We start from the raw sequence: 24,825 nt of genomic DNA, 5'->3' as shown, positions 1-24,825 counted from the left end.
ACGAAAAATTTAATGTCATAATGTATCAGAAACTAACTCCTAAACAAAAAGCATTAACAATTAATCTAGATCCTACTATTTATGGTACTTTCGCAGAAATTGGAGCAGGGCAGGAGACTGTTCGACATTTTTTTAGAGCAGGAGGTGCTTCGGGTACAATTGCCAAAGCGATGTCTGCTTACGACAAAGATTTTAGTGATGCCATCTACGGAAAAGAGGTAAAAAACAGATATGTTACCCAAAACAGGCTCCGCAAAATGCTTCGATACGAAGTGGCATTAATTGAAGAGAGGATTTCCAGAGAAAACAATCCCAACAGAAAGTTTTTTTCTTATGCCAATACCGTTACCACCATTAATTTCGACAAAACAGTAAAAGGCCACGGCTGGGTAGGAATCCGCTTTCAGGTAAAAGAAAATGAAGATTATAACGAAATTGTAATTCACGTAAAATTTAAAGAAAATGATGCAACCCTACAGCAGGAAACGCTGGGATATTTAGGGGTTAATCTTATTTTTGGAGCTTTTACGTATTATGACAATCCAAGACGATTGATCGAATCTTTATATGATGACGTAGCGACCGATAACCTTGAAATTGATATGATCGATTTCAGCGGGCCGGCTTTTGCCTATGTAGACAACAGGCTGATGTCATTGCAACTGGTTAAAAATAATATGACCGATGCGGTTATTTTCAATTCTCAGGGGAACAACATGCTTCCGGCTGATATTTTATACAAAAAAAATATTTTTGCTGTAAGGGGAAGTTTCAGACCGGTTACCAAAGTAAATATTGATATGCTTCAAAACGGTATAGACATGTTTATGAAGGATGCCATTTGTACCCATGAAGAAACAGAGATTTTAATTGAAATCACCATCTCAAACCTTAGGGCAGACGGAGATATTGATGAAAGGGATTTTCTCGACAGGGTAGATGTTCTCGGCAAGCTGGGATACACCGTTATTGTATCCAACTTCTCAGAATATTACCGATTGATCGATTACTTTGCATCCTATACATCTGGAAATATAGGGGTAGCCATGGGTGTGAATAATATGCTGATGGTATTTGATGAGAAATACTACACCAACTTATCAGGGGGAATTCTGGAAGCATTCGGTAAATTCTTCCGTAACGGAATGAGAGTGTATCTGTATCCTTATAAAGATCCGGAAACCCATGAATTACTGGATTCTTCAAACCTTAAAGTAGAAGAAAACTTGAAAGAACTGTATAAATATTTCAAACATAACAATCGTATTGTAGATATTACCAGTTATAACCCGGAGTTTTTGGAAATTTATTCCAGAGAAATATTAAGAAAAATCGCGTGCAATATCAAGGGGTGGGAAAACCAGGTTCCGGATGGTGTCGCAGAAATGATAAAAGAGCGCGGAATGTTCGGATTTAAAGAAGAACTTTCGTTAAAACAATTTTCTTAAATAAAACAATATACAATGTCAGAATTAAAGAAAAGGCTTTCTTCTATTCTTGAAAGCCCAAAACATAATACAGAAGAAAAACTTGAAAAAGTTTGTCATCTATTGGATCAGGAGATTTCCTATTTCAACTGGACCGGTTTTTACTTTAAAAACGGAGATAAGGATGAGTTGATTTTAGGCCCATACGTAGGAGCTCCTACAGATCACACTATTATTCCTTACGGAAAAGGAATTTGCGGTCAGGTTGCTGTTTCTAACGAGACGTTTATGGTTCCTGATGTTAACCAGGAAAGCAATTACCTGAGCTGTTCCATCGATACAAAGGCTGAAATTGTAGTTCCGATCTTTAAAGACGGAAAAAACGTTGGCCAGATTGATATCGATTCTCATAAAGTGGATCCTTTCACAAATGAAGATAGAGAATTATTAGAATGGCTTTGCAAAGAGGTTTCTAAGATTATATAATTTGAAAATATAATGACTCCGATCGAAAGATTGGAGTTTTTTTTGAACCACCCCGTCAAATCATAGATTTGCCACCCCTCCAAGGGAGGGGAATTTTGATCCGACGAATTTTTACCTTGATGAATGTAAAGTACTTCGTTATTTTTAAGTTTGAAACTATTTGAACGAATGCATTTCTGAAAGCAATTCCTTAAAGTAATGTTCACACTTGGCGATATGGGTTCCATACCATGAAAAGGCCTCACCATCTACAATCATGATCCTTTTATCAGGATACACTTCTTTGAGTTCCGCAATATGTTTTTCTTTAAATGGAAAAGGTTCAGAAGAGAGCATAATAACATCTGCTGCTGCCAGATCTTCAGTTTTAATTTCCGGATAACGGGTAGTATGGTTGAAAATATTTTCAAAACCGATTTCTGACAGGATGCGGTGGATAAAAGTATCTGACCCAATGGTCATATAAGGATTGTTCCAGATCAGGTAGGCTACTTTGATGGCAGAATCAATTTTAGCCTGATTCAATACCTCATAGGTTTTAAGATTAAATATCTGGGCCTTTTCTTCCTTATGAAAAAGATGTCCCAGCTGTTTCAGGAGATAATAATTGTCTTCAATGGTTTCTACATTGGTTACAACCACTTTACAATCGTCCATCAATGCTTCCACCTGTTCTTTGATATTTTCTTCCTTATTGGCAAGAATAAGATCCGGTTTCAGGCTTTTAATCTTTTCAATATTGATATTTTTTGTTCCGCCGATAATAGGAACATTTTTTACCTTTTCTTGGGGATGAATACAGAATTTTGTTCTTCCAATCACTTCATTTTCGGTTAAACCCAAATCGAATAAAGCCTCAGTAATTGAGGGTACCAGAGAAATAACTTTCATATGCAGACTTTGTCAGCCTAAATTACAAAAGTTTTCCCGTAAGGAAAAGTCCGGCAATGGAAAAATAAATGATAAGTCCGGTAACGTCTACCAAAGTGGCTACAAACGGAGCAGAAGAAGTCGCGGGGTCGAGTTTTAATTTTTTAAGAATAAACGGAACCATAGAACCGGAAAGAGTTCCCCAAAGGACGATTAACACTAGGGAAACGGCAACACTTAAGCCTACATATACCCAGTGAATCCCATAATTGAATAGACCTATTTTATGCCAGATCATGATTCTTAAAAAACCGATGACCCCAAGAATACTTCCAAGAGATAATCCGGTAAATATTTCTTTCTTCATCACATACCACCAGTCTTTCAATCCTATTTCCTGCAGGGCCATTGCACGGATGATCAGCGTTGCGGCCTGGGATCCGGAGTTTCCGCCACTGGAAATGATAAGGGGTACGAATAAAGCCAGTACTACTGCTTTCTGAATTTCATCTTCAAAGAAGCCCATCGCAGAAGCGGTAAGCATTTCAGAGAAAAATAATATGACCAGCCACATCCCTCTCTTTTTTACCATTTCCATCAGAGAAGTCTGGGTATAAGGAAGATCTAATGCTTCCAATCCCCCAAATTTCTGGATATCTTCAGTATTCTGCTGTTCTATCTGGTCAAGAATGTCATCAATCGTTACAATTCCTACCAAAACTCCAGCTTCCGTAATAATAGGAAGAGCAGTTCTGTCGTATTTTTCGAAGTAGGTAACCGCATCTTCTTTTGAGGTCATCGTAGTAATGGCCACAAAATGATTGTCGGTAATTTCAGAGATCAGTGTATCCTCTTCAGCCAGAAGAAGGCTTCCTAGCGCAATATCATCCACCAAACGGTTTCTTTCATCCACTACATACAGGTGGTTCATGGTCTCCACTCTTTTTCCCACCTTTTTGATCTGCTGAAGACATCTTTTTACTGTCCATTCCTTACGGATCTGGATATAATAAGGAGTCATCAGACGGGCAATAGAATCAGAATTGTACCCTAAAAGCTTCAGAGCAATTCTTCTTTCCTGCGGATTAAGATGGTTTATTGAGTATTTGATAAGCTCATCCGGAAAATCTTCAAACAGGGCAGTCCTGTCATCCGGAGTCATTGCATTCAATATTTCGGAAACCTCGTCGCTTCCGATACTTCTGATGGTTTCTTCCTGAAAGTCGGGATCGAGATGCGAGAAAACTTCTGCTTTATACTCTTTCGGAACTTTCAAGAATGCCAGAAGCCGTTCATCAGCGTGAAGTTCGCTGAGGGTTTCGGCAATATCGGCAGGGTTGAAGATAAGTTCGTCTCTAGAATTCAAAGCATGAAATTTTTGGCTATGCAAAAATAATTCAAATTTTTAAGACTGGGTAGTAAACTGGGAAATTTAAGGATTAATTAAAGTTTTTATATCTTTTGCAATATCCTGGAATAAAAAACATCCGCAAAAACGGATGTCTAAAAATTAAATTTAAAAAAGGATAAATCCGAGTATATTTTATTCAATACCAGGTCTGCATTCAATGATCGGTGATAGGATGCACATTCCGCCATCACAGCATTCGCCAGGCCAGCACTGCGCTTGTACACTGCACTTTTTGATAGGACCGCCACCGTTGATTTCTTTTTGCTCGTTTCTGCTTATTTTTTTGAAATTTGAGTTTTTCATGATATTTAGTTTTAGGAATTGGTATTAAACTTCAGCACAAGGATTGTACATGCATACATTTTGGCAGCATGCACCACCTGGGCACTCAAAATGATAATTACATTTTTTAATTCCTAAACTGCCTCCATGAATTTCTTTAAGCAGGATTCGGCTCAGTTTTTTGAGATTTGAATTTTTCATAGTATTTGGATTTTAGTGAAGCCTAAATTAATAAAAATATTTTAATAATTCATTTAGAAGTGATTTTTAAGGATTGATTTATTCAACTTTTTTAAACTTTTAATTTTAACCACAAAGCCACAAAAGCTTTTACACATTTTAGTTTTTTAAGGTTAAATGGTTGCGTATAGTAAGTTCATTTAAATTTAAAAAATGAAAGATTGTTATCCATCATACAGAAAACAATCTGCTTAATTAGCTTCATCTGCGTGAGCTTAAAATAATCATCTGTGCGAATCTGTGCGAATCTGTGATTGTAAAATTTTAAACCACTCTAGTTTTTTAAGTTTAAAAAGATTATTGATAAAAAATTACATTTTATATAAAAATACCCGCACAAAGCGGGTAACAAGATTAAAAATGGATGCTAAATTTACCACCCAATATTAAAGTTCCATGCATGCATAAATTACGCATACCATGTCGCAACACCATCCGCCAAAGCATTGGGAGTTGTTTGTACATCTTTTGATTGCTCCGCCGTTTACTGTTTTTTGTTCATTTCTGGTGAGCTTTTTCAGGTTTGAATTTTTCATAGCAATACTGTTTTAATGGTATTCACTAAATTACTGAAAATATTTAAATTATTCACCACATGATGAGTATTTGTTACTTTTAAAACTGATTTTAATTGATATGGTGAATAACATTTAACGATATAGCAATGGAGTAGACGTAGATTCATCGCCCAAAAGAATAGAGAAATTAAAGTTCTGTTTCAGAGGAAGGTCTTATTTTCTTTAATTTTTTCAGAATACCTTTTATAGCCCCATTTGTCCCAATTTTAATAGAATTTTCAGCAGAACCTAAAAGACGCATATTTTTACGGTACGTATCATAGTCGGATTCCGTAATAAAGTTTCCTGCAGCGTCGAAAAGTTTCATACTTACCACTACCTGATTGGAAAAAACATATTTTCCGATTCCTACTTTGAAATATCGGACTTTAGGAACGATAGCAAAGTCTGCGTCATTATTGAGACAATAGTCGGAAATGGTTTGCTTGTCTATGCTGTCAAACGAAATCTGGGTTTCTGTTTTAAGCATTTTGTTTTTTCTTCCGCTTACATTATCAGAAACAGCGCTGAAGAATGCATGGTTAGTAGGTTCTTTTATTTCTTCAATGTCGGGTTCTACCTCAGGATTGAAGTATAGGACTTTTTTTATTTTGTTGTCGACATTTTTCTGAGCTTTTACCGAAGTTGCGCCAATCAATAAAAAAGTGCTGAATGCTGTAAAAAATAGTATTCTTCTCATTTGTAATTCGTATGCAAAATTACTGTCTTTTAATGGGATGACATAAAATTTATTAAGAAATTTTTAACATTTTTTTCTATCAATTTTGATACATGGAATCAATAATGTTTTGCCGGGTTAGAAAATAGTTGTAATTTTGCACCCGTTACATAATAATCATTAAACAATATTGGAATGTACTTAACAAAAGAAAAAAAGCAGGAAATTTTCGGACAACATGGAAAATCTGCAACAGACACAGGAAGTGCTGAAGGACAAGTAGCTCTTTTCACTTTCAGAATCAACCACCTATCTCAACACTTAAAGGCTAACCGTCACGATTTCGCAACGGAAAGATCTTTGGTAAAATTAGTAGGTAAAAGAAAAAGTTTATTAGATTACCTTAAAAATAAAGATATCGCAAGATATAGAGCAATTATTGCTGAACTAGGTTTAAGAAAATAATCTACAAAGATTTTCAAATAAGAGCAGTTTCGAAAGAGACTGCTTTTTTTGTGGAATATAATGATGGTTATTAAACTACAAAAGTCACAAAAGTTTTAAACACTTTATTTTTTAAGTGTGGATGATACTGTCTAAGTTAAGATCATACAGGCTTGAAAAATTAAGCATTTTATTGAGCATAAGAGAAAAAATATGCTCAATTCGACCAATCTGCGAGAGTTTAGCATAATCATCTGTGTGAATCTGAGAAATCAGTGGTCAAAAAAATAAACCACAAAAGTCACAAAAGTTTTTAGATACTTTAGCTTTTCAAAGTTTAAATGATGCTGCATAGAGAAGTTCACATAGTAAAAAAATCAAAGGTTTTTGTAAGATGGATTTGATTGTGCGTTGTTGTTATGTGCTTATATTATTAATCTGCTCAATTCGCTTAATCTGCGAGAGAGATCAAGCAAAAAGTTCTTAATTCTAGGATAATAAAAACAAAAAAAATGAGATACTGTGTAAGTATCTCATTCATTATATAGTTGAATATTAAAAATTTTAATGTCCTGATTTAGCTTCTGTAGTCTTTACATGAGCAAGATACTTGGTACAGTATGCTCCGAAGATCAGAATAACCAAATAGCAGAATACCGGGATAATAAAGGAATGCTGTACTCCAAACTGATCCGCAAGATATCCCTGGAAAATAGGGACGATAGCACCTCCTAAGATCGCCATTACCACTAAAGATGATCCTTGGCTGGTGTATTTACCTAATCCTGAAATCGCCAGTGTATAAATATTAGAGAACATAATAGAGTTGAAAATTCCTATTCCTAAAATACTGTACATCGCCAGTTCCCCATGATTAAGCATGGCAGAGATCAGTAACACAGCATTCACCGCTGCAAAAATAGACAGGGTTCTTGCAGGAGCTGCTTTTCCAATAAAGAAAGCCACAAAATTAAGAACAATGAATACAAGGAAAAAGCTGATCTGTGCGAAAGTAAGATCTACAATACTGAAAATAACAAGGAAGACAACACTTGCTGCGCCTAGCATATATAAAGCTTTTTTCCCTTGGCTTAAAGACTGGTTTAATGATATAGCCCCCAGGAAACGGCCAATCATGGCACCTCCCCAATATAAGGCAAGATAATTTTTACTGATGATTTCATTAAAGCCCATTACCTGCGGCTGCTCCAGGAAGCTGATGATAAAACTTCCTACGGCTACTTCTCCACCTACATAACAGAACATGGCAAAAACACCGAATTTCAGATGGCTGAACTGTAATGCGCCCCAACCTTTCACGATTTTCTCTTCTTCTGAAGTCTGGAAAGAAGGAAGTTTTACTCTGGAGATCAATAAAGCGACCAACAAAAGTATTCCTGCAAAAATAAGATAAGGAATCCTCGTTGCTACAGCACTGAAAGATCCGTCCGGAGCAGAGAAAAATTCAAAAATCAAATGTCCTCCAAGTACCGGTGCAATCGTTGTTCCGAATGCATTGAATGCCTGGGTCATGTTCAGACGGCTGGAAGCAGATTCTTCACTTCCAAGCAAGGAAACATAAGCATTGGCCGTAATCTGCAGAACGGTAAAGCCGAGTCCCAAAATAAACAAAGCTCCTAAGAACAGCGGATAATAAGAAAAAGTAGCTGCCGGATAGAATAGAATACATCCAAAGGCTGCCAGAAAAATACCGAATAAAATTCCTTTTTTGTATCCTACCTTATTAATAGGATCTCCTTTGGAAATAGAAATGAAAAAATAAATTAGTGAACCAATAAAGTATGCTCCGAAGAAACAGAACTGTACCAGCATCGATTCAAAGAATGTGAGTTTAAAAAGTTGTTTCAGATAAGGGATTAAAATATCATTCATACACGTAATGAATCCCCACATAAAAAATAGAAGAGTGATGGTGATCAGCGGAATGGTATAATTCCTGCTCTGCGGTTTTACTTCTTTATTATTCATAAACATTTATTTATTAAAAGGAAAGAGATTGATTAGACTCTTTCAGTTGGTTTTCTAATGAAATCCTCAAACTTTTTTGCCAGCTGCATTTATATTTTGAGAAGCAGGGCAAATATAGGGGAACAACCTTTTTTTCTGCAACTTTTCGGAGGTTTTTTACACCATTTTTTATGATAATTTTTCATTTTTACAGATTATTGCCTACTTATGGGACAATAATGATAAGCCTGCGAAAATTATTGTGATTAAATTGATCTTAAAAGAGAGTCTTTTTGTTTTTAGACGTTTCATGGGTAAACTTTAATATTCTTTGTCAACATTTCAGGCCTTAACCGGAAATATTTAATTATAGTATTAAAACCTGACGGATTATTTATTTATTTGAAAATTTAATATATCATTATTATACGCTATATTTGCAGACGAAAATTTAGACGAACTATCAATAATTAAAGCACTCAATACGGAGTGCAACACAAAACAATTTATGAGTATACCTCAAGCAATTACAGAAACGATTACTCTAGCAGATGGCAGAGAAATTACAATTGAAACAGGAAAATTAGCAAAACAAGCTGATGGTTCTGTAGTCGTAAAAATGGGTGGAACAATGCTTTTAGCAACTGTTGTAGCCAGCAAAGAAGCAAAAGAAGGAGTAGATTTTCTACCTTTAACGGTAGACTACAGAGAGAAATTCTACGCAGGAGGTAAGATTCCTGGAAACTTTTTCAGAAGAGAAGCCAGACCATCAGATCAGGAGATCCTGACCATGCGTTTGGTAGACAGAGTTCTTAGACCATTATTCCCTGAAGATTTCCACGCTGAAGTTCAGGTAATGATTTCATTGATTTCTTATGACGGGCAGTCAATTCCTGATGATTTAGCAGGTCTTGCAGCATCTGCAGCCATTGCTATTACAGATATTCCTTTCAACGGACCAATGTCTGAAGTAAGAGTAGTAAGAATCAACGGTGAACTTTCTATCAACCCTAAATTTGAAGATCTTAAAATTGCTGACCTTGACATCATGGTGGGAGCAACTAAAGATTCTATCGTAATGGTAGAAGGTGAGATGAAAGAAATTTCTGAGCAGGAAATGCTTGAAGCGATCCAGTTCGCTCATGTAGAAATCAAAAAACAAGTTGAAGCTCAGGAAAGATTAGCCGAAAAAGTAGGTAAATCACTTCCAAAAAGAGAATACAGCCACGAAAATCACGACGAAGCTATTCGTGAGAAAGTGTGGAAAGAAACATACGATAAAGTATATGAAGTAGCAAAAACTCCATCTGGTAAAGATGAGAGAGGAGAAAAATTCAAAGCAGTTCGTGAAGAATTTTTAGCACAATATGCTGAAGATGCAGAAGAATTGGAAAGAGTAACTCCATTTGTAAAAGTATATTACCATGATGTAGAAAAAGAAGCGATGCGTCAGATGATTTTAAATGATAAAATCCGTCTTGATGGTCGTGATCCTGAAACCATCCGTCCAATCTGGAGCGAAATTGATTATTTACCGGGAGCTCACGGTTCAGCAATCTTCACAAGAGGTGAAACTCAGTCTTTAACAGCGGTAACGTTGGGTTCAGTGAAAGATGCGAACATGGTAGACAGCGTTATGGTAAATTATGACGAAAGATTTTTCTTACATTATAACTTCCCGCCATTCTCAACAGGTGAAGCAAGACCTTTAAGAGGAACTTCAAGAAGAGAAGTAGGACATGGAAACTTAGCTCAAAGAGCTTTGGCAAATATGATTCCTGAAGAAAACCCTTACACGATCCGTATCGTTTCTGATATTTTAGAATCAAACGGTTCATCTTCTATGGCAACTGTTTGTGCAGGAACTTTAGCATTGATGGATGCAGGTATTCAGATTACAAAACCGGTTTCCGGAATTGCAATGGGATTGGTAACAGACGTTAAAACCGGAAAATTCACCGTTCTTTCTGATATCTTAGGAGATGAAGATCACTTGGGAGATATGGACTTTAAAGTAACAGGAACTGCAGACGGTATTACTGCCTGTCAGATGGATATCAAAATCCAGGGATTATCTATGGATATCATGGAGAAAGCTCTTCTACAAGCAAGAAACGGAAGACTTCATATCTTAGATAAATTAAATGAAACGATTTCTGCACCAAGAGAAGACGTGAAACCTCACGCTCCGAAAATGGTAATGCTTGAAATCTCTAAAGATTTCATCGGTGCTGTTATCGGACCTGGTGGAAAAATTATTCAACAACTTCAAAAAGATACCGATACTGTTATTGCTATTGAAGAAGTAGGAGAAATCGGAAGAATCGAAATTTCTGGTGTAAGCAGAGAGAAAATCAATGCAGCGATTGCAAGAATCAACGAGATTACATTTGTACCTGTAGTAGGTGAAGTGTATCAGGGAAAAGTGGTAAAAGTAATGGATTTTGGAGCTTTTGTAGCCATTGCAAAAGGAACTGAAGGATTACTTCACATTTCTGAAATAGAATGGGCTCGTCTTGATAAAGTACCTTATAACGAAGGTGACGAAGTAGAGGTGAAGTTCATGGGTTACGATGATCGTAAGAAAATGAAACTTTCAAGAAAAGTTTTGTTGCCAAGACCTGAAAGACCTGAGTCTAAACCAAGACCAGAAGGTCAAGACAGACCACAAGGTGATAGAAGACCTCAAGGTGACAGAAGACCAGAAGGAGACAGAAGGCCACAAGGAGACAGAAGACCGGAAGGAGACAGAAGGCCAGCTGATCAGGCACCAAATGAAAATGAAAACCCTTCAACGGAAGCTTAAGATTATTTCTTATTCATATAGAATCCCTCAATTTGAGGGATTTTTTTTTTGCCGTTAATGTTAAATAAAGAAGGCTAAAGATGATCTTAGCCTATTTTGTTTATCTTTATCTAAACAGATAAAAATGAAAATATTCCTATTAAGCTGCATGACCATTGTAGTATTGTCATGTCAATCCAAAAATAAAGAAGAAGGAAACGCATCCAAAACCACTACCGCCGAAACGGCTAAACCCATAAAGACAGAAGTCAATGATTACGGGAAGCAGGTAAAAGGACATTACGATAAAAAAGAAGATGCCTGGATTAGTGAAGATCCTTTTTATGACAGTGTGTATTTTAATGGTTCTGATTTTGAAAGCGTTCGCCGTTTGGTGGATAATGAAGATGAACCCAATATGGGATTGATTGATAAACAAGGCAAAATAGTAGTTGCTACCAAGTATGACGGGATTTCAATAGGCTTTACCAACGGTTTTTGTCAGGTAGGTTTAGATCATAACTGGGGAATCGTAGATGATAAAGGAAAAGAGATTCTGCCGCCTGTTTACAGCGATATTCAGGCTGAGAAAGATGGCATCTTCAGAATTTCAAAGGACAATAAATATGGATTTGCCGATAAAATAGGGAAAATCCTGGTTCCGCCTACCTATGAATCCGTATCCTATGCGGGGGAGGGATTATTCTTTTTTATGAAAGCCCCGGCACAGTGGGGAGTGAAAAACTTTAAAGAAGAAATAGTGGTTCAGCCGGAATTTACCAATACGGGAGAATTTGTGAATGGAAAAACGGTCGTGCAAAAAAAGGATGGTCAGGATTATGTGGTGTATGCCAACGGTAACGTGGTTAAAAAATAATAGGATGAAAAAAATAATCACGATAGGTATTGTGGCCGTTTTAATGAGCTGTAATTCTGAAAAAACAGAAGCGGAAGTGAACGTTCCCAATGAAACACTGATCGTTTCATCAAAAGGTAAATTATTCAATTTCAATCTGGAAACGAAACAATTGACATGGAAGTATGTTTCAAAGGAAGATACACTGATGAACCGCAATCGGTTTAGCTATGATGAAAACTCAATTTACCTGCCTTTTGAAAGCGGAAGATTAATTTCAGCACAAATTGTTTCAGGAAAAATCAATTGGAACCATAATTACAAAGATGCTCATGATGAAGTGATGGACGCTGTTATTGCTGATGATGGGACGGTGGTTACGGAGAATTCAGGAAGTGATTTTGGGCCTATTTTCATGTCGAAACCTTTGCTGTATAACAACAATGTGTATATTGCTTCTGCCGGCAGGCCGGGGGAATTTACGTCCCGCTTTTATGTAATTAATGCCAGGAATGGAAGCAGCAGTTCTACTTCCGAAAATTCCACTAATTATAACTATTTTCAGCCGGTTGAAAACTCGGATAATATCTATCTTAATTCTGCCGTTTACCTCGATTTACATTATAAAGAAGGAACTTTTGCCAGTAACGGTATGTATGAAGGTGCGGCCTTTGAAAACCCTCTTTATACTCAGATGCAGACCTCAAAAAAATATTTGTTTGTAGGGGATGATTATGGAGTTTTCCATGCATTAGCTGTGGATAAAAAAGGATTGGCAAAAGGTGGAGATATTACCAATCCTAAGAACAATTTTATAGACAGGAAAGACATTTTTGAATGGACCTATCAGTCTGAAAAATACCCAGGCTTAGGAGATGACCAAACGTCTTTAACGAACGATTTGTTTATTGTTTGTAAAAAATCGAAAGATGAAAGCAAAATGGCCTTAATTGCCCTTGACGCTCAATCAGGAAAGGAAAAATGGATGTTTGAGCCTCGGGATATTATCAAAAACTGGCAGGTGGTCAATCAAAACGAAGTGGTAGGATACACTAAAAATAAAATTTTTGTAGTAGACCTCAAAGGGAAAACAACCCTGGAAATTCCTATTGATACGTCCTTATATCCGGTTTCTAATATTGAAGTGAATGCAAAAAAACAATTACTCTATATGACAGGAAAAGGAATTGTGTCCATTGACAGAGACTCCAAAAAAGCTGAGCTGTTGATTGCTCATACCTTCTACCCAAGTTCTATTCCATTAAATCAAATTAAATACTTCAGTAAATAAATGTCAGATCTATATACTGAATGATCTTTTGATTTCATCATTAAAAAGAAAACAGGATGTTATTTAATACTGCTTTTACCAGCTAATTTATTGTTTTTTGAATCATCTTAAAATAGAATTAAAAAATGTGGTACTGAATATCGTTTTTATTTAATTTTAAATAATAAAAAATTGAAATCATGGCTTATAATATTGAATTGGCAGACAGAGTTCGCGAACGGCTTTCAAAAGTTCATGATATTGAAGTAGAGGAAAAGAAAATGTTTAGCGGTCTGGCATTTCTTGTCAATGGGAAGATGTGTATCAATATCAGCCATGATAATCTGATGTGCCGCTATAACCCCGAACTGGAGGATGAGGTTTCAGAAAAAACAGGTTTCCTCCCAATGATGATGAGAGGAAAACAACTCAAAGACTATTGCTATGTAGAACCCGTTGGTTTTCAGAAACCTGATGATTTTGAGTATTGGATAAAGATCTGTCTTGATTACAATTCAATTGCTAAAGCCTCGAAAAAAAGAAAGAAGTGACCATCATTAATATACTTTGTGAAGTATATTGATTGCCCATCAATTCATTTTAAATAAAGTCTTTCTCTTATCTCAACTAAAATCTTGGTTGTTTTTTCGAGATCAGGATTTGCGGGAAGTGGGGAAGCTGCATAATACCGTTCAATAGATTCCAGTAGATCTTCTGCTTTCTGCATTACTGATTCATACGGGTTATTTCCTGCTTTGATATCCAGTAATTCTTCACGGTTGTCTACCCGGATCTGCATCGATCCCGTCTTGAAGATATGTTCACACGACTGCAGCAATCTGATGGTATGCATCATGTTTTTGCTGTCATAGTTTTGCCCGTGTTTCTGATTGACATTGTAACGGTCTTCGTTGCGTTCGGAAAACCATTTCCAGTACTCTCTGTAGTCTTTACAGTACTTAGAGTAGGCATCCAGATTACAAAACAGATACGCTAGGGAATCTTCACCTTTAGGAATAGATGAAACGGAAACCTGGTTGGCTTCTGCATCCTGCATAATTCCTTTATAACGTAAAATCCCGGATTCATCGTAGAAAAGGGTATACATTCCTTTCGTATTATCAATGCTAGCCAATCCGCAATGCTCCTGAACCTTTCCGGTTTCTGAAAGCCACTTTCTGAGCGGAACAGAGCCCTGATGATGAAGAATATAACAGAAATCAAGAATCGATTTTCTTTCCTTTTCTACAGGATTAAGAATCTTTTTGTTGAGTCCTTTCGCTTTTTTAATCTGTGAAACAGCGTAGCCTGCAAACGTATCTTTACATAGTTTAGAGAGAAAATCTTCAGCTTTCAAAAGATCCATCAGAGGATGTTTCTGAAGAATACAATCTTCCGGACTTGCCAGAACTTCCAGAATATTCGGGTTATTTTTCTGCAATAATTCTACAAATCTCCCGATCTCATAATACGTAATATCATTCGTCTCATTGGAAATCTGCGGAATATAGTTTAGTCCGAAAAAATCTTCTTTCGGTAAATAATATACTCCGCGAATATCAGTATCCGAATTTTCCGTTGCCAGCCCAAAAGAGCGACTTCCGGAGATGGCTTCGAAGAGGATGAGGTTTTTCTCTTTTAGGGTTTGTATGGTCATAAGTTGTCTAGATCTATAATTTTTTCAAACCATCTTTTTGCAGTTTCAATAACTTGTGATGAAGGGTTTTGAAAGAATACAGCTAAGTTTTCTTTTGAACGAGTACAACAAACGTAGAATAATTTTTGAGTTCTTTCTAAAACACTCGCTTTATCTGTTCTATTGGTAAATAAATAATTGAAATTATATTTAACCCAATTTCCATTATCTAAAATTACTAAGACATTGTCAAATTCATTTCCTTTGGTTTTATGCTGTGTAGAGAAAGGAGTTAAACCCTCCAAATAATTATATAATTTAATGAACTCTTGATAGGATACTTCTTTTATTCTATCATAAATATATTCGGACGAATTGATAAATTCATTTATTTTATCATCTTTTTTTACAATTTCCAACTCATCGGCTTTATTTATTACTTCACCAATTGTAGTGTTTTGATTAGTTAATAAATTTTCAATGTTACTTTTAAATTTTCGTTTGTCTTCAATTGTAGTGATACAGATTCCATTTCTCTTCATAACTCTAAAAAACTCAGGGAAATTTTTATCCACATAAAATCTTAAGATATTTTGAATTTTGAACAAATGCTTTACTAAATTATCTCTTTTTGAACCTTTAGTGTTTTCTTCATCCTCGTTTTGTTTTTTATCATCAGTTAGAATATCGGTATCAATATAAATTTTCTTAAAAATTTCAAAAGGATATTTTTTTGCTTTTTCATATAATAATGGATTAGAGTCTATGAATTGTGTAATAACAGGTGTCTTGCTTGTCTGCATCTTTTCTATCACATTTCCAAAAGTGTCACTATCTTCTATTATAATATCTGTTTTTTCCTTTAGTTCTTTTAGTATTTTGTTTTTATATTCAATTATCCTGTCTCTTCCATAAATTTCCATTAATGTTGAAAATCCAGCTTGTGCAGATATTAAGTTATGAGTTAGGTTTAATTCTTTAGTTGTTTTAGAATTATCAAAGTCCCAACCTTGATCAAGTTTTTTTAAATAATCTTTTATTTTTTCAGTATCCTTTTCTACGGAATATAAAAATAAGATATTACCATCTTTTACATTTCCATCTGGTAAAATGTTAGGAGCACTTAAATCAGAAGAATGTTCTTGCTTGACACTATCCGTACGGAGTTTGTTGGCAAGCTCGTAAATCTTTTTTGGATTTCTTCTGTTTTGATTTTTAACAACTTCTTTTACGTAATCTTCTTCCAAATAAGAATTTAAGTTACCAATTCCATCATCGTAAATAGATTGCATTGCGTCTCCAAATAAACCTATTATAGGTTCTTTTTTAGATACTCGTAGATGATCTAAAAATATTCTAATTACTTGTTCATTAGTATCCTGATACTCATCAATGAATATGAATTTGAACTTATCCTTTAAAATATCACATAACTTAGGATACTTTGCAAACATATGTTCAGAAATAGTTAACACTTCATCGTGAGAGATGATTCCTTCTCTCAATCTGATATATTCTTTGTATTGAATTTTAATATCTCCCGATAAAACTTCTTCGGGATTATTTATAACAATCCTAGTAATACTATCTTCCTTTGCTAAATGTATTAAAGTTGACTTTAATTCTGATTGAAAGTTTTTAATGTTATCCCAGAGAAAATCGTGAATTGTAGATACTTTAAGATTTTTATGGTTTACACGATCCTCAATTTCTTTTACCGCAGAATTTGTATATGTCATACAGGCAATTTTAATGTTAGGGTTTTCTTTAATGACTTGCCTGATTACAGAAACTAAAGAATATGTTTTACCACTTCCTGCACCACCACTTAATAGAAAATTGTGCCCATTATCAATGTGTTCAAAAATTGATAATACTTCTGGCTGATCTTGTATGTCTAGTCTTTCCTTAACCATAATAATCCCTCTTTAATGTAAACTGGAATTTGCCAGTTAGAATATGTTTCATCACTATTCAATAATATTTCTATCGCCAAAGAAGATTTACTGTCTATTCCATTTTCGGAAAGATTAAAAGCATTTTTATTTGCTTTGAAATCTTCAATCCATTTATCTGTTAATGATTGAAAGCTATTATTTTCATCACAAATAAAATCACAATTAATATGAAAAAAACCATCTTCAAAACTTCTTGCGTGATAACCATTTTCTTCTATTTGAAACATTAAAAGAATTTTACCTTTTCTATTAGAGTTCCATTTTCCTTTTCTATTTCTTCTAATTATTTTCCAATCAAGTTTTAGTTCTTTAAAATAATTTATTTCTTTTTTCTCTTTATGAAAAAATATTAAAGCCCAATTTTTTGTGAATTTTACATTGACGTCACTTGCAGGACATTTCTTTTCTTTTACTTTGGGATTTCCATTTTGATACATTTGTGGTACTCCCTCCTCATCTAGAATAGGCTCTGTATAATAGCAATCTAAATCGGTTAGAATTAGTGATTTTATACCTATGAAATCAATAAACCTTTCAAAAATATGTGAATGTGCTCCAACTTCTATAATTGAAATGTTTTGTGATAATAAATGAAGTTCATTGTCTTCTAAATCGACTTCTAAGTCTAATTTTTTCATCATTGCAGGTAATAGAATTCTTTCAGTATCGCCTTCAATAAAAATAGCTTTATCAGCAAAAAATAATTCTGCTCTATTTATTGTTAAATATTGTTTTAAAAAACGGTAATTTTTTTCTTCCCCTGCATCAATATATTCTTTCTCTAAATCTTTTATGTTTCTTGCTTTAATGTCATTAATAGATTCTTTTTTTAAATATTTTATAGAATTAAATTCTTGACAATTAGCAACTATATGAGATGAATGTGTACTAATAATATACTGAAAAGGTTGACTTTTTATAATCTTCCCACTTGCATCCTTCTCAAGAACAATCCCGTTCTTTAAAAGTTCAGTAATGTTTTTGATAAAAACATATTGCATTTGTGGATGAGTATGGGCTTCTGGTTCTTCAATAAAAAGTAAATTAATATCAGCTGGAGTTTCATCTTTTCCTCTTTTGAATTCACTTACTAAAATTTCAATCTCAAAAATCATACTTATAAGATTCATATAACCCAAACCATTATAATGTTCGGGGAATTCAGAATCATTACTGTGTTTATATATAACAGTTGTATTTCCTTTTAATAGTTCTTTTCGTTGTAAAGTGGAAATTACTTTTATTATAGACTCATCTTTTCTTACTCCTCCAAATAAACTTACTTTTTCGGTAATATCGCTAAATAAGGCTTCGTATACATTTCCTAAAATTTCGTCAGTATCTTCAATTACTGATTTAAATTCTTCAATTTTCTTTTCATCTTCATCATTTTTCTCACTTCTCTCATATATTTCAGATGTTTGCGTAGATAAAGTCTTTTCATTTTCTTTATTTGTAACGCTTCTTTTTGCACTGATATATTTGAAATTAATAATATTACTTAAGTTACTTTTAGTTTTAGATTGTTCTAAATCATTAAAATTACTTTCATCAATTGCTGAATGTTCATAATTATAGTTAATACTTTTCCATCTGTATTTAAAGAATTTCTCTGCATTTACTTTAAAAAAATAATCAAAGTTTTTTGGAATATATTTTTTTCTTTCTTCTTCGGGTTTATCTTTTTCTTTCTCTTCATATTCTTTCACTTTTTTACTTTCAGCAAGCACAAAAGATTTATACTCTTTGCGAAATTCTTTGTATTGATCATAATTTAAATAATACTCGTAGCCTAAAATAATTTTATTGTGATCAGGATCTAAATCCATCATTAAATCTGAAATATTACAGGTGTTTTCTCCTTCCTCATAAGAAATCACAAGTCTTAATTTTATACCGTGAATATCTTTATTGAAATTTTCTTCATCAAGTTCAATAGTTTCAGAAGTTAGTTTTTCAATTTCCTTTTTGTAATCAAGATTAAAATCTTCAGAAACAATTTTTTTCTTATCTGAATTGTTAATGAATTTATCTAAGCAAGTTAAAAATGAGGTTTTTCCAGTGTTGTTCTTCCCTAGAACTAAGGAAAGAGACTTTTCCAAATCTATTTTGAAATTTTTGAGTAGCCTAAAGTTATTTATATAAATAGACTCTATTTTCATGGTAGTTATTTTTTTCTAATATATTAATATTTTGATACAGTTTTCCAATCAACAAATATATTCCCAATCCACAAAAAAAGACTACGGTTTCCCGTAATCCCTAACATCTCTCTAATATCTCCCTAAAAACCCTCTCCATCTCAACTTTATCCACTTTCCCTCCAGCCAAGCTTTTAGCTCTTTCCTCATTATCTTTCACCATTTTCTCTAAAAAACCAAAAAGTTCCCAATCATTCGCATGGTAATATGATTCTCCTTTTGTAGCTTTTAAAGCAACAAGATGTTCTATTTTGGTTCTGGTAGCATCGTCAACTAAAACCAGCAATTCACTGAACAAAACCGGAGGAACTGTTCCTTTTTCTATGATCCATTTTCCGGTCAGTGCCGTTCGAAGGCAATAAAAATAACTTTTCAGTTTTACTTCATCGGCTCTGCAGGCTTCCAGATACTTTTTGCTCATGCTCAAATAGTGGTAAGAAACCGCTATCGGAGAGAAGCAGGCATCAGCTATTGGGCTGAACAATTCAACAAACTTCTCATTTTTCATATACACGATCGGCGAATAGAACCAACTCAATAAAGCAGCATTAGACTTCAGCAGCAAGTGAAACGTCTTCCGCAAGTCCCAACCGGAACCATCCAGATCATCTTCGGTCATAAATTCTATCGTTTCATCCTTATCCCAGGGAGAAAGATACCAGTCTTTTTCATGCCGGTAGATAAAGCGGATGTCGTAGTCGCTGTCGGGCGAGGCAAAACCCCAGGCCCTGCTTCCGGATTCTACGGCAAGAAGTATTTCTATATTCCTTTTTGCCTCTATTTCTTTTAATTTTTCTATTATTTTAGGTGTCATTACTTTAATTTATACTGCAAAGTAAGAGGAGATCTGCGCAATCTTTTTACGTAATGTATTTGAGTGGGAGAGTTTAAGAGTTGTAGAATATTAATATTTAGATTTTACCTGATTAATGGTACTGAATTTCGACATAGGAAAATGGAGCGTTAAGAAAATTAAAGTTTAATCCGTTAAAAAATTCCCACTGTTCGAAGCGCGAGGTAATTTAGAGTTGAAAAACAAATCTTGAATTCGCGCAAGTTTTGGGGATTTTAGGATTAAATTTTAATTTTTAGTGGAAGTTTCCAGGTCTTGATTTTTTCTTTCTTTTGTATCAAGACAAAAGAAATTATTTAAGATTTAAATCAATAATTGTTATGTGAAAATTTTTAAAATATCCTATTCCCTTTTGCTCCTTAAAATATAGAATATTAAAACAAATCTTTGCTTTAAAAAAGAAAACTGCCATTCCGAGATTTTTACTCAAAATGACAGCTGAAATATTATTTGAAAATCCTGGTAAAACTATCTTTTTCCAAGGTTTCCAATGAGAAATTAAAATCTGTATCTTCTTTTTCTGAAGTGATCTCTGCTCCCAATTCTTTCACAAGATGATTAAAAGAAATCGGTTCGTACCATTGCTGGTACAGTGCATTGGTTGCCATCGTAGAAACTTCAGAAGTTCCCGAAACATGTGAATTTCCCGCTCCAAAATTCAAGATAACAAAACATTGTTTTCCGTCTTTTGGAAGCAGCATTCCCAAAATCGTCTGCTTCTGAACAGAGTTACACTTAGCTTCAGCAAAGAGATTGTTAGGATTCATCATATAATCATAGGAAATATCATCTCCTTTTCCGATGACGATTTTATACCCACAATTGGCATCTCCGGAGAATACACTGTTCATCACAAGCGTTGGAGTACTTAAATATTTATTGGCGTAAAGATATTCTACCGCACCTTTAGGAGCAGAGGTCATATCTCCGGAATACATCAATTGTCCGTTATCCTGATTATACGCTGCATTCCACCCAATTTTTCCTGCGATATTCAATCCGGAAAGGTCGAGGTCATGAGCTCCCCAGGCATTTTCCCAATAAATTCCGATAGCCAGTCTTTCCCCATAGAATCTTGTTCCGGTCGGAATATTTCCCACAAACATTTTCTCAGAAGTAGGTAAACCGAATTCTACATCGTTAGGGAAATAGAATTTTTTTCCGGAAAGGTTATATTTTGACTGTAAATAGGTTAAGATGAAATCATAATTTAATTCATTCACAGAAGTAGAAGTACCTTTCTTAGTCCAGGATTTTCCGTTTCTGATTCTGTACACAAAAGTATCCTGACCATACATTCTTGAATAACAAGCCGACAAAGCTTTAAACAAAGCAAAAGGAGTGGCATTTTCCAGCCAGTGTAAATCACTGTTTTCCAGTAATGTATTGGTGGCGTTATTTAATGGATTTGAAATTAACGGTTGATGATAGACCTTAGACAACTTTGAAATCTTATTAATCGTTTTTGGTGCTCTTTTTTTATACGCTAAAAATAAAGGCTTAAATCGGTTAAAAATCTCTGCCATTTTTTCCAATCCGAACTTTTCAAACAAATACGTCGGATCAAATCTGCTTTCTTTAATTAAGCCAATCAATTCATCATTTTTAATTAAAAGCGTCTTGGTAGTCGTTTTATAAATCACATACCGGAAAAATTCAACCGGATTTTCAGGGTAAATATCATATAAATCAGCAATTTTTATAATGGCTTCCTTATTTCTGATGTTTTCTTTTCCAGTAAAATCATATTCCAGTTCAGTGTGCAAAATATAAAGTAGATCATCTATGGTTTCTTCCTTCAAAGCAATACCTGATTTCAAAAGCGAAAGACATTTTTCCTGCATTTCCTCTTGGGTATACGCTTTAATCACTTTAAAAGTTAACTTCGAATCCGGAACATTTAACACTTCATTAGGAATATAAATCTCATTCTGAAAATTACTTCCATACGTTGAAATATAATGATTGATTTGTTCCATTAACAATTCAATTCTTGAACTCTCTTTGATTTTCTGCCATGATTTATGAAAGGTTTTGTTGAGGTCATTTCCATTCAGTTTCTCCTTTGCATAATAAGAAATAATTTCTTTTTTTGCCCAAAGTGCATCAGATTCAATGATAAAACCAGTATCTGAAATGAATGGCTTTTCATCAGATTTTCTGGCTAATACAGCATTGAATAATTGTAGTGTTTTCATTGTTTTTAATTTTAAAAAAATAAGTGAGGAGTAATTTTCTTTAAAGTGAATAGTATAGGAACTCCTTTTACCTATAGTTTTATAAAAGCGGGGAGTAATTTTCCAAAAATTATAGGAACTCCCTTTGCCTCGTAATTTGTAAAAAGGCGGAAAGTAAAATATGGGAAATCAAATAGGAACTTTCTTTGCCTTAATTTTTTGAACCAATGAAAATAATTAATCGTAAATATAATTATTTTCATTCTTTTGAGGAGCAGGCAGGACTCGAACCTGCGACCCACAACTGGAATTCATAGGAACTTTATGTGCCAGCAGCGAAAAGTACTCTTGTTGCTCTACCATCTGAGCTACTACTCCTACCTTTATTATTAAAAGTTTTCATAAACCTTACAGACTTTTATACCTGTAAGGCTCGGTTATTAATTTTAGTTTTTCAAATTTTTACTTAGTATTTTTTGGTTAAACGCAAAGGCGCAAAGATTTTAAATTTTTTAACTCATAAATTGTATCGAAGATAAAATCCTTGCGCCTTAAAAAGTATAATTGTTAGAAGAAATTGTGCCTTTTGCGATTACCAATAGCTATGCTTTTCTATATTTTTTCTTTCTCTTCCACGGCGCATTCTTCTGAACATCGCCGGCCATAATACATCCGTAAGGCATCACTTCATCCAGAACTTCACAAAGTCCATATTCTTCAATTTGAGCTCTTACATTTTTGGCACTTTTATAAGCAGTCGGAAGTTCAGAAATATCAATCTCATTCGAGAAGAAACGGATATCCAATCCTTTGGTTTCTTCTTCAAAAACTTCTTCAATGGTCTTATGGGCCAATGATCTTTTATGTTGTGTTCTGCTGAAATTTCTTCCTGCTCCATGGGGTGCAAACCCTAGATTTCTTTCATTGGTTTTTCCCTGAACAATTAAAACTGGCTCAGCCATATTCAATGGAATCAATCTTGGTCCCGTAATATCCGGCATAAATTTATCATCCAGCGGAGTCGCTCCTTTTGCATGGTAGAATAAATCTCCGTCTTTGAAGACGAAATTATGTTCGTTCCAATATCTGTTTTCTTTTTCGATTTCCATTTTGTTTAAAACGGCATCGTGAATAGATGTATGATTTTCTTTTGTCCAAGTTCTTATTAATTGCAGGGCTTCCCAATAGGATTTTCCTTCCTCTGTTTCATACGGAATCCATGCATTTTCTCTCAATGTTTCAGGAGAAATTTCCTGTCTGAATCTATTGGCAACCTTCATTCCTTTATCATACAAAGCGGCTCCCGGAGCTCTCGATCCGTGATGCGTTACCAGCATTGTATTTCCTGTGTTTTTAGAAATTCCGACAAATAGGAAGTGGTTTCCATCGCCTTGAGTTCCCATATGTGAACGTGAAATACTGATTAATTTTTCATCATTCAGGAAATCATTTTCTCTGAAAGCATCCATCAATCCCTGAGACATCTCCATTTGCTCTCCTCTTGGTCTTCCTCCATATCCGAAATGCGTGATAGAATGGGCTGCATCCAACACTTCTTTAGGATTGGCTTTTCCAAAATCCGTAAGCATCACCGAACAACAGATATCTGCGCTATGAAATCCCGGATGAATTGCATTTTTTGCCACAACAACTCCACCAACAGGAATCTGACCAACCGGACCTGTCGGACAGGCATCGGGCATGATTGCACCTGCAACCAAAGTCGGAGTTTTCATCAAAACTTTCATGGTATTGATTACTTTTTCCACGTTATCATTTTCACTTTCGTGTTCCGCTCTGATGTTAATGATGAAATCTTTTGGATGTTCATGCAGTGGAATCGGATCCGGTTGTCTGAATTGTTCCAGATATTCCTTGATTTGAGTTTCGTCTAATTTATTTTCGATGATATGCGCAATCGCTTCTTTAAACCATTTCGCTGATCTATATCCCAATTCTATAATATGGTTTCCATTAAATTCCATGTGTTCTCTCATTTTGTTGATGCAAAGTAATAACACAAGTGTGCAATGTTTTTGCGTAGATAAAAATATTTTAATTATTTTTGAAAAAATTTTTAAAATGCTAATAGAACAATTAAAAACTTCTCCCGGGACGATTCAATTCAAAGAAGTAATTGCTTATATCGATCAGAATTACCACTTTACCCCAACAAAATTCACCAACGGAAATACAGTCAATGAAGCAGATCAGAATAATGGTTCGTGTAAAGTATTCAGTTTTGCGAAGCTGAATCATCTGTCCAAAGAAGAAGTATTGAACCTTTTTGGAGAATTTTACAGAGAGGATGTATTGAAAAACCCTGAAGGAACCGATCATCAGAATATCAGAAATTTCATGACGTTCGGTTGGGACGGGATTTCTTTTGAAGGAGATGCTTTGAAAAGGAAATAAAATGAAGAAATTCCAATGGACTATAATTTTTAGTTTTGTCACGCCAATATTAATTTCATTTGTACTTCTTATGATGGGCGGTGGTCACGGAACTTATATTCCAACAATTATTTTATTTCCGTTTGGAATGATTGGAACAATTTTTCAAAAATCAATTACAGTTCCATTTATCGTTTTAGGATTATTCCAATTTCCGATTTACGGATATGTATTGGATCTATTAAAAAATAACAAATACAAATATTTGATTTTAATTCTTCATATTCTATGTGTAATTAGTGCTTTAATCTTTACAAATTATAAATAATAA

21 protein-coding genes and 1 tRNA gene are annotated in these 24,825 nt (G+C 34.5%); 9 read left to right on the top strand and 13 right to left on the bottom strand.

Annotation, left to right across the window (positions count from 1 at the left end; translation table 11 throughout):
* The first annotated feature begins 20 nt into the window (after positions 1–20).
* Both SB679_RS15910 and SB679_RS15905 read left to right on the top strand, forming a co-directional pair.
* A complete protein-coding gene (locus tag SB679_RS15910) occupies positions 21–1,448 on the top strand; it encodes a nicotinate-nucleotide adenylyltransferase (RefSeq protein ID WP_034710785.1) in 1,428 nt (475 codons plus the stop codon).
* Positions 1,449–1,463: 15 nt separating this feature from the next.
* On the top strand, positions 1,464–1,913 hold the full coding sequence (locus tag SB679_RS15905; protein WP_410703264.1) for a GAF domain-containing protein: 450 nt from the start codon (positions 1,464–1,466) through the stop codon (positions 1,911–1,913).
* Between the two features lie 156 nt (positions 1,914–2,069).
* On the opposite strand, the gene SB679_RS15900 is transcribed toward SB679_RS15905, so the two are convergent.
* The 5 genes from SB679_RS15900 to SB679_RS15880 all read right to left on the bottom strand — a co-directional run bounded on the left by SB679_RS15900 (position 2,070) and on the right by SB679_RS15880 (position 5,973).
* Positions 2,070–2,804, bottom strand: a complete 735-nt coding sequence (locus tag SB679_RS15900) for an ABC transporter substrate-binding protein (protein WP_410703263.1) — start codon at positions 2,802–2,804, stop codon at positions 2,070–2,072.
* Positions 2,805–2,826: 22 nt separating this feature from the next.
* Positions 2,827–4,173, bottom strand: a complete 1,347-nt coding sequence (gene mgtE, locus SB679_RS15895; RefSeq protein ID WP_410703262.1) for a magnesium transporter — start codon at positions 4,171–4,173, stop codon at positions 2,827–2,829.
* A gap of 153 nt (positions 4,174–4,326) precedes the next feature.
* On the bottom strand, positions 4,327–4,497 hold the full coding sequence (locus SB679_RS15890) for a bacteriocin-like protein (protein WP_410703261.1): 171 nt from the start codon (positions 4,495–4,497) through the stop codon (positions 4,327–4,329).
* A gap of 605 nt (positions 4,498–5,102) precedes the next feature.
* Complete coding sequence (locus SB679_RS15885; RefSeq protein WP_410703260.1) at positions 5,103–5,252, bottom strand: bacteriocin-like protein; 150 nt, start codon at positions 5,250–5,252, stop codon at positions 5,103–5,105.
* Positions 5,253–5,421: 169 nt separating this feature from the next.
* A complete protein-coding gene (locus SB679_RS15880; protein WP_410703259.1) occupies positions 5,422–5,973 on the bottom strand; it encodes a pyruvate decarboxylase in 552 nt (183 codons plus the stop codon).
* A gap of 174 nt (positions 5,974–6,147) precedes the next feature.
* Between SB679_RS15880 and rpsO the strand changes: the two genes are divergently transcribed.
* Positions 6,148–6,417, top strand: coding sequence for a 30S ribosomal protein S15 (gene rpsO, locus SB679_RS15875; RefSeq protein ID WP_034710791.1), 270 nt, complete (start codon positions 6,148–6,150; stop codon positions 6,415–6,417).
* Between the two features lie 543 nt (positions 6,418–6,960).
* Here the strand turns inward: rpsO and SB679_RS15870 are convergent.
* Positions 6,961–8,385, bottom strand: coding sequence for a sugar MFS transporter (locus tag SB679_RS15870; protein WP_410703258.1), 1,425 nt, complete (start codon positions 8,383–8,385; stop codon positions 6,961–6,963).
* 487 nt (positions 8,386–8,872) lie between these two features.
* Between SB679_RS15870 and SB679_RS15865 the strand changes: the two genes are divergently transcribed.
* The 4 genes from SB679_RS15865 to SB679_RS15850 all read left to right on the top strand — a co-directional run bounded on the left by SB679_RS15865 (position 8,873) and on the right by SB679_RS15850 (position 13,826).
* Complete coding sequence (locus tag SB679_RS15865) at positions 8,873–11,170, top strand: polyribonucleotide nucleotidyltransferase (protein ID WP_410703257.1); 2,298 nt, start codon at positions 8,873–8,875, stop codon at positions 11,168–11,170.
* A 124-nt stretch (positions 11,171–11,294) separates the two neighbouring features.
* A complete protein-coding gene (locus SB679_RS15860) occupies positions 11,295–12,026 on the top strand; it encodes a WG repeat-containing protein (RefSeq protein ID WP_410703256.1) in 732 nt (243 codons plus the stop codon).
* Positions 12,027–12,030: 4 nt separating this feature from the next.
* Positions 12,031–13,296: a hypothetical protein gene (locus SB679_RS15855; protein ID WP_410703255.1), complete on the top strand. Its 1,266-nt coding sequence runs from the start codon at positions 12,031–12,033 to the stop codon at positions 13,294–13,296.
* Positions 13,297–13,475: 179 nt separating this feature from the next.
* The gene (locus tag SB679_RS15850) at positions 13,476–13,826 is read left to right on the top strand and encodes a TfoX/Sxy family protein (RefSeq protein WP_410703254.1); all 351 of its coding nucleotides are present in this window, start codon (positions 13,476–13,478) and stop codon (positions 13,824–13,826) included.
* 44 nt (positions 13,827–13,870) lie between these two features.
* Here the strand turns inward: SB679_RS15850 and SB679_RS15845 are convergent, their stop codons facing one another.
* The 7 genes from SB679_RS15845 to SB679_RS15815 form a co-directional block, all read right to left on the bottom strand.
* Entirely contained in the window at positions 13,871–14,932 is a 1,062-nt protein-coding gene (locus SB679_RS15845) for a DNA polymerase beta superfamily protein (RefSeq protein ID WP_410703253.1), read from the bottom strand.
* A complete protein-coding gene (locus SB679_RS15840) occupies positions 14,929–16,827 on the bottom strand; it encodes a UvrD-helicase domain-containing protein (RefSeq protein WP_410703252.1) in 1,899 nt (632 codons plus the stop codon). Before SB679_RS15840 ends, SB679_RS15845 begins: the two co-directional genes overlap by 4 nt.
* Positions 16,809–19,031: an ATP-dependent nuclease gene (locus tag SB679_RS15835; RefSeq protein ID WP_410703251.1), complete on the bottom strand. Its 2,223-nt coding sequence runs from the start codon at positions 19,029–19,031 to the stop codon at positions 16,809–16,811. The genes SB679_RS15840 and SB679_RS15835 overlap by 19 nt, the downstream gene beginning before the upstream one ends.
* Positions 19,032–19,131: 100 nt before the next feature.
* Positions 19,132–19,884, bottom strand: a complete 753-nt coding sequence (locus SB679_RS15830) for a DNA polymerase beta superfamily protein (protein WP_410703250.1) — start codon at positions 19,882–19,884, stop codon at positions 19,132–19,134.
* Positions 19,885–20,369: 485 nt separating this feature from the next.
* Positions 20,370–22,121 (bottom strand): hypothetical protein, encoded by a 1,752-nt coding sequence (locus SB679_RS15825; RefSeq protein WP_410703249.1) that lies wholly within the window; start codon positions 22,119–22,121, stop codon positions 20,370–20,372.
* 249 nt (positions 22,122–22,370) lie between these two features.
* Positions 22,371–22,478 (bottom strand) — tRNA-OTHER (locus tag SB679_RS15820).
* Between the two features lie 224 nt (positions 22,479–22,702).
* Positions 22,703–24,097, bottom strand: a complete 1,395-nt coding sequence (locus tag SB679_RS15815; protein ID WP_410703248.1) for an RtcB family protein — start codon at positions 24,095–24,097, stop codon at positions 22,703–22,705.
* Positions 24,098–24,182: 85 nt separating this feature from the next.
* Between SB679_RS15815 and SB679_RS15810 the strand changes: the two genes are divergently transcribed.
* Entirely contained in the window at positions 24,183–24,515 is a 333-nt protein-coding gene (locus SB679_RS15810) for a HopJ type III effector protein (RefSeq protein ID WP_410703247.1), read from the top strand.
* Between the two features lies 1 nt (position 24,516).
* Positions 24,517–24,822, top strand: a complete 306-nt coding sequence (locus tag SB679_RS15805; RefSeq protein WP_410703246.1) for a hypothetical protein — start codon at positions 24,517–24,519, stop codon at positions 24,820–24,822.
* The last annotated feature ends 3 nt before the right edge of the window (positions 24,823–24,825 follow it).

It is taken from the genome of Chryseobacterium sp. SIMBA_029, assembly GCF_046535275.1.
In the GTDB taxonomy this organism is placed as follows: domain Bacteria; phylum Bacteroidota; class Bacteroidia; order Flavobacteriales; family Weeksellaceae; genus Chryseobacterium.
The sequence above is the reverse complement of the archived record's forward strand: the minus strand, read 5'-3'. Positions and strand labels throughout refer to the sequence as shown.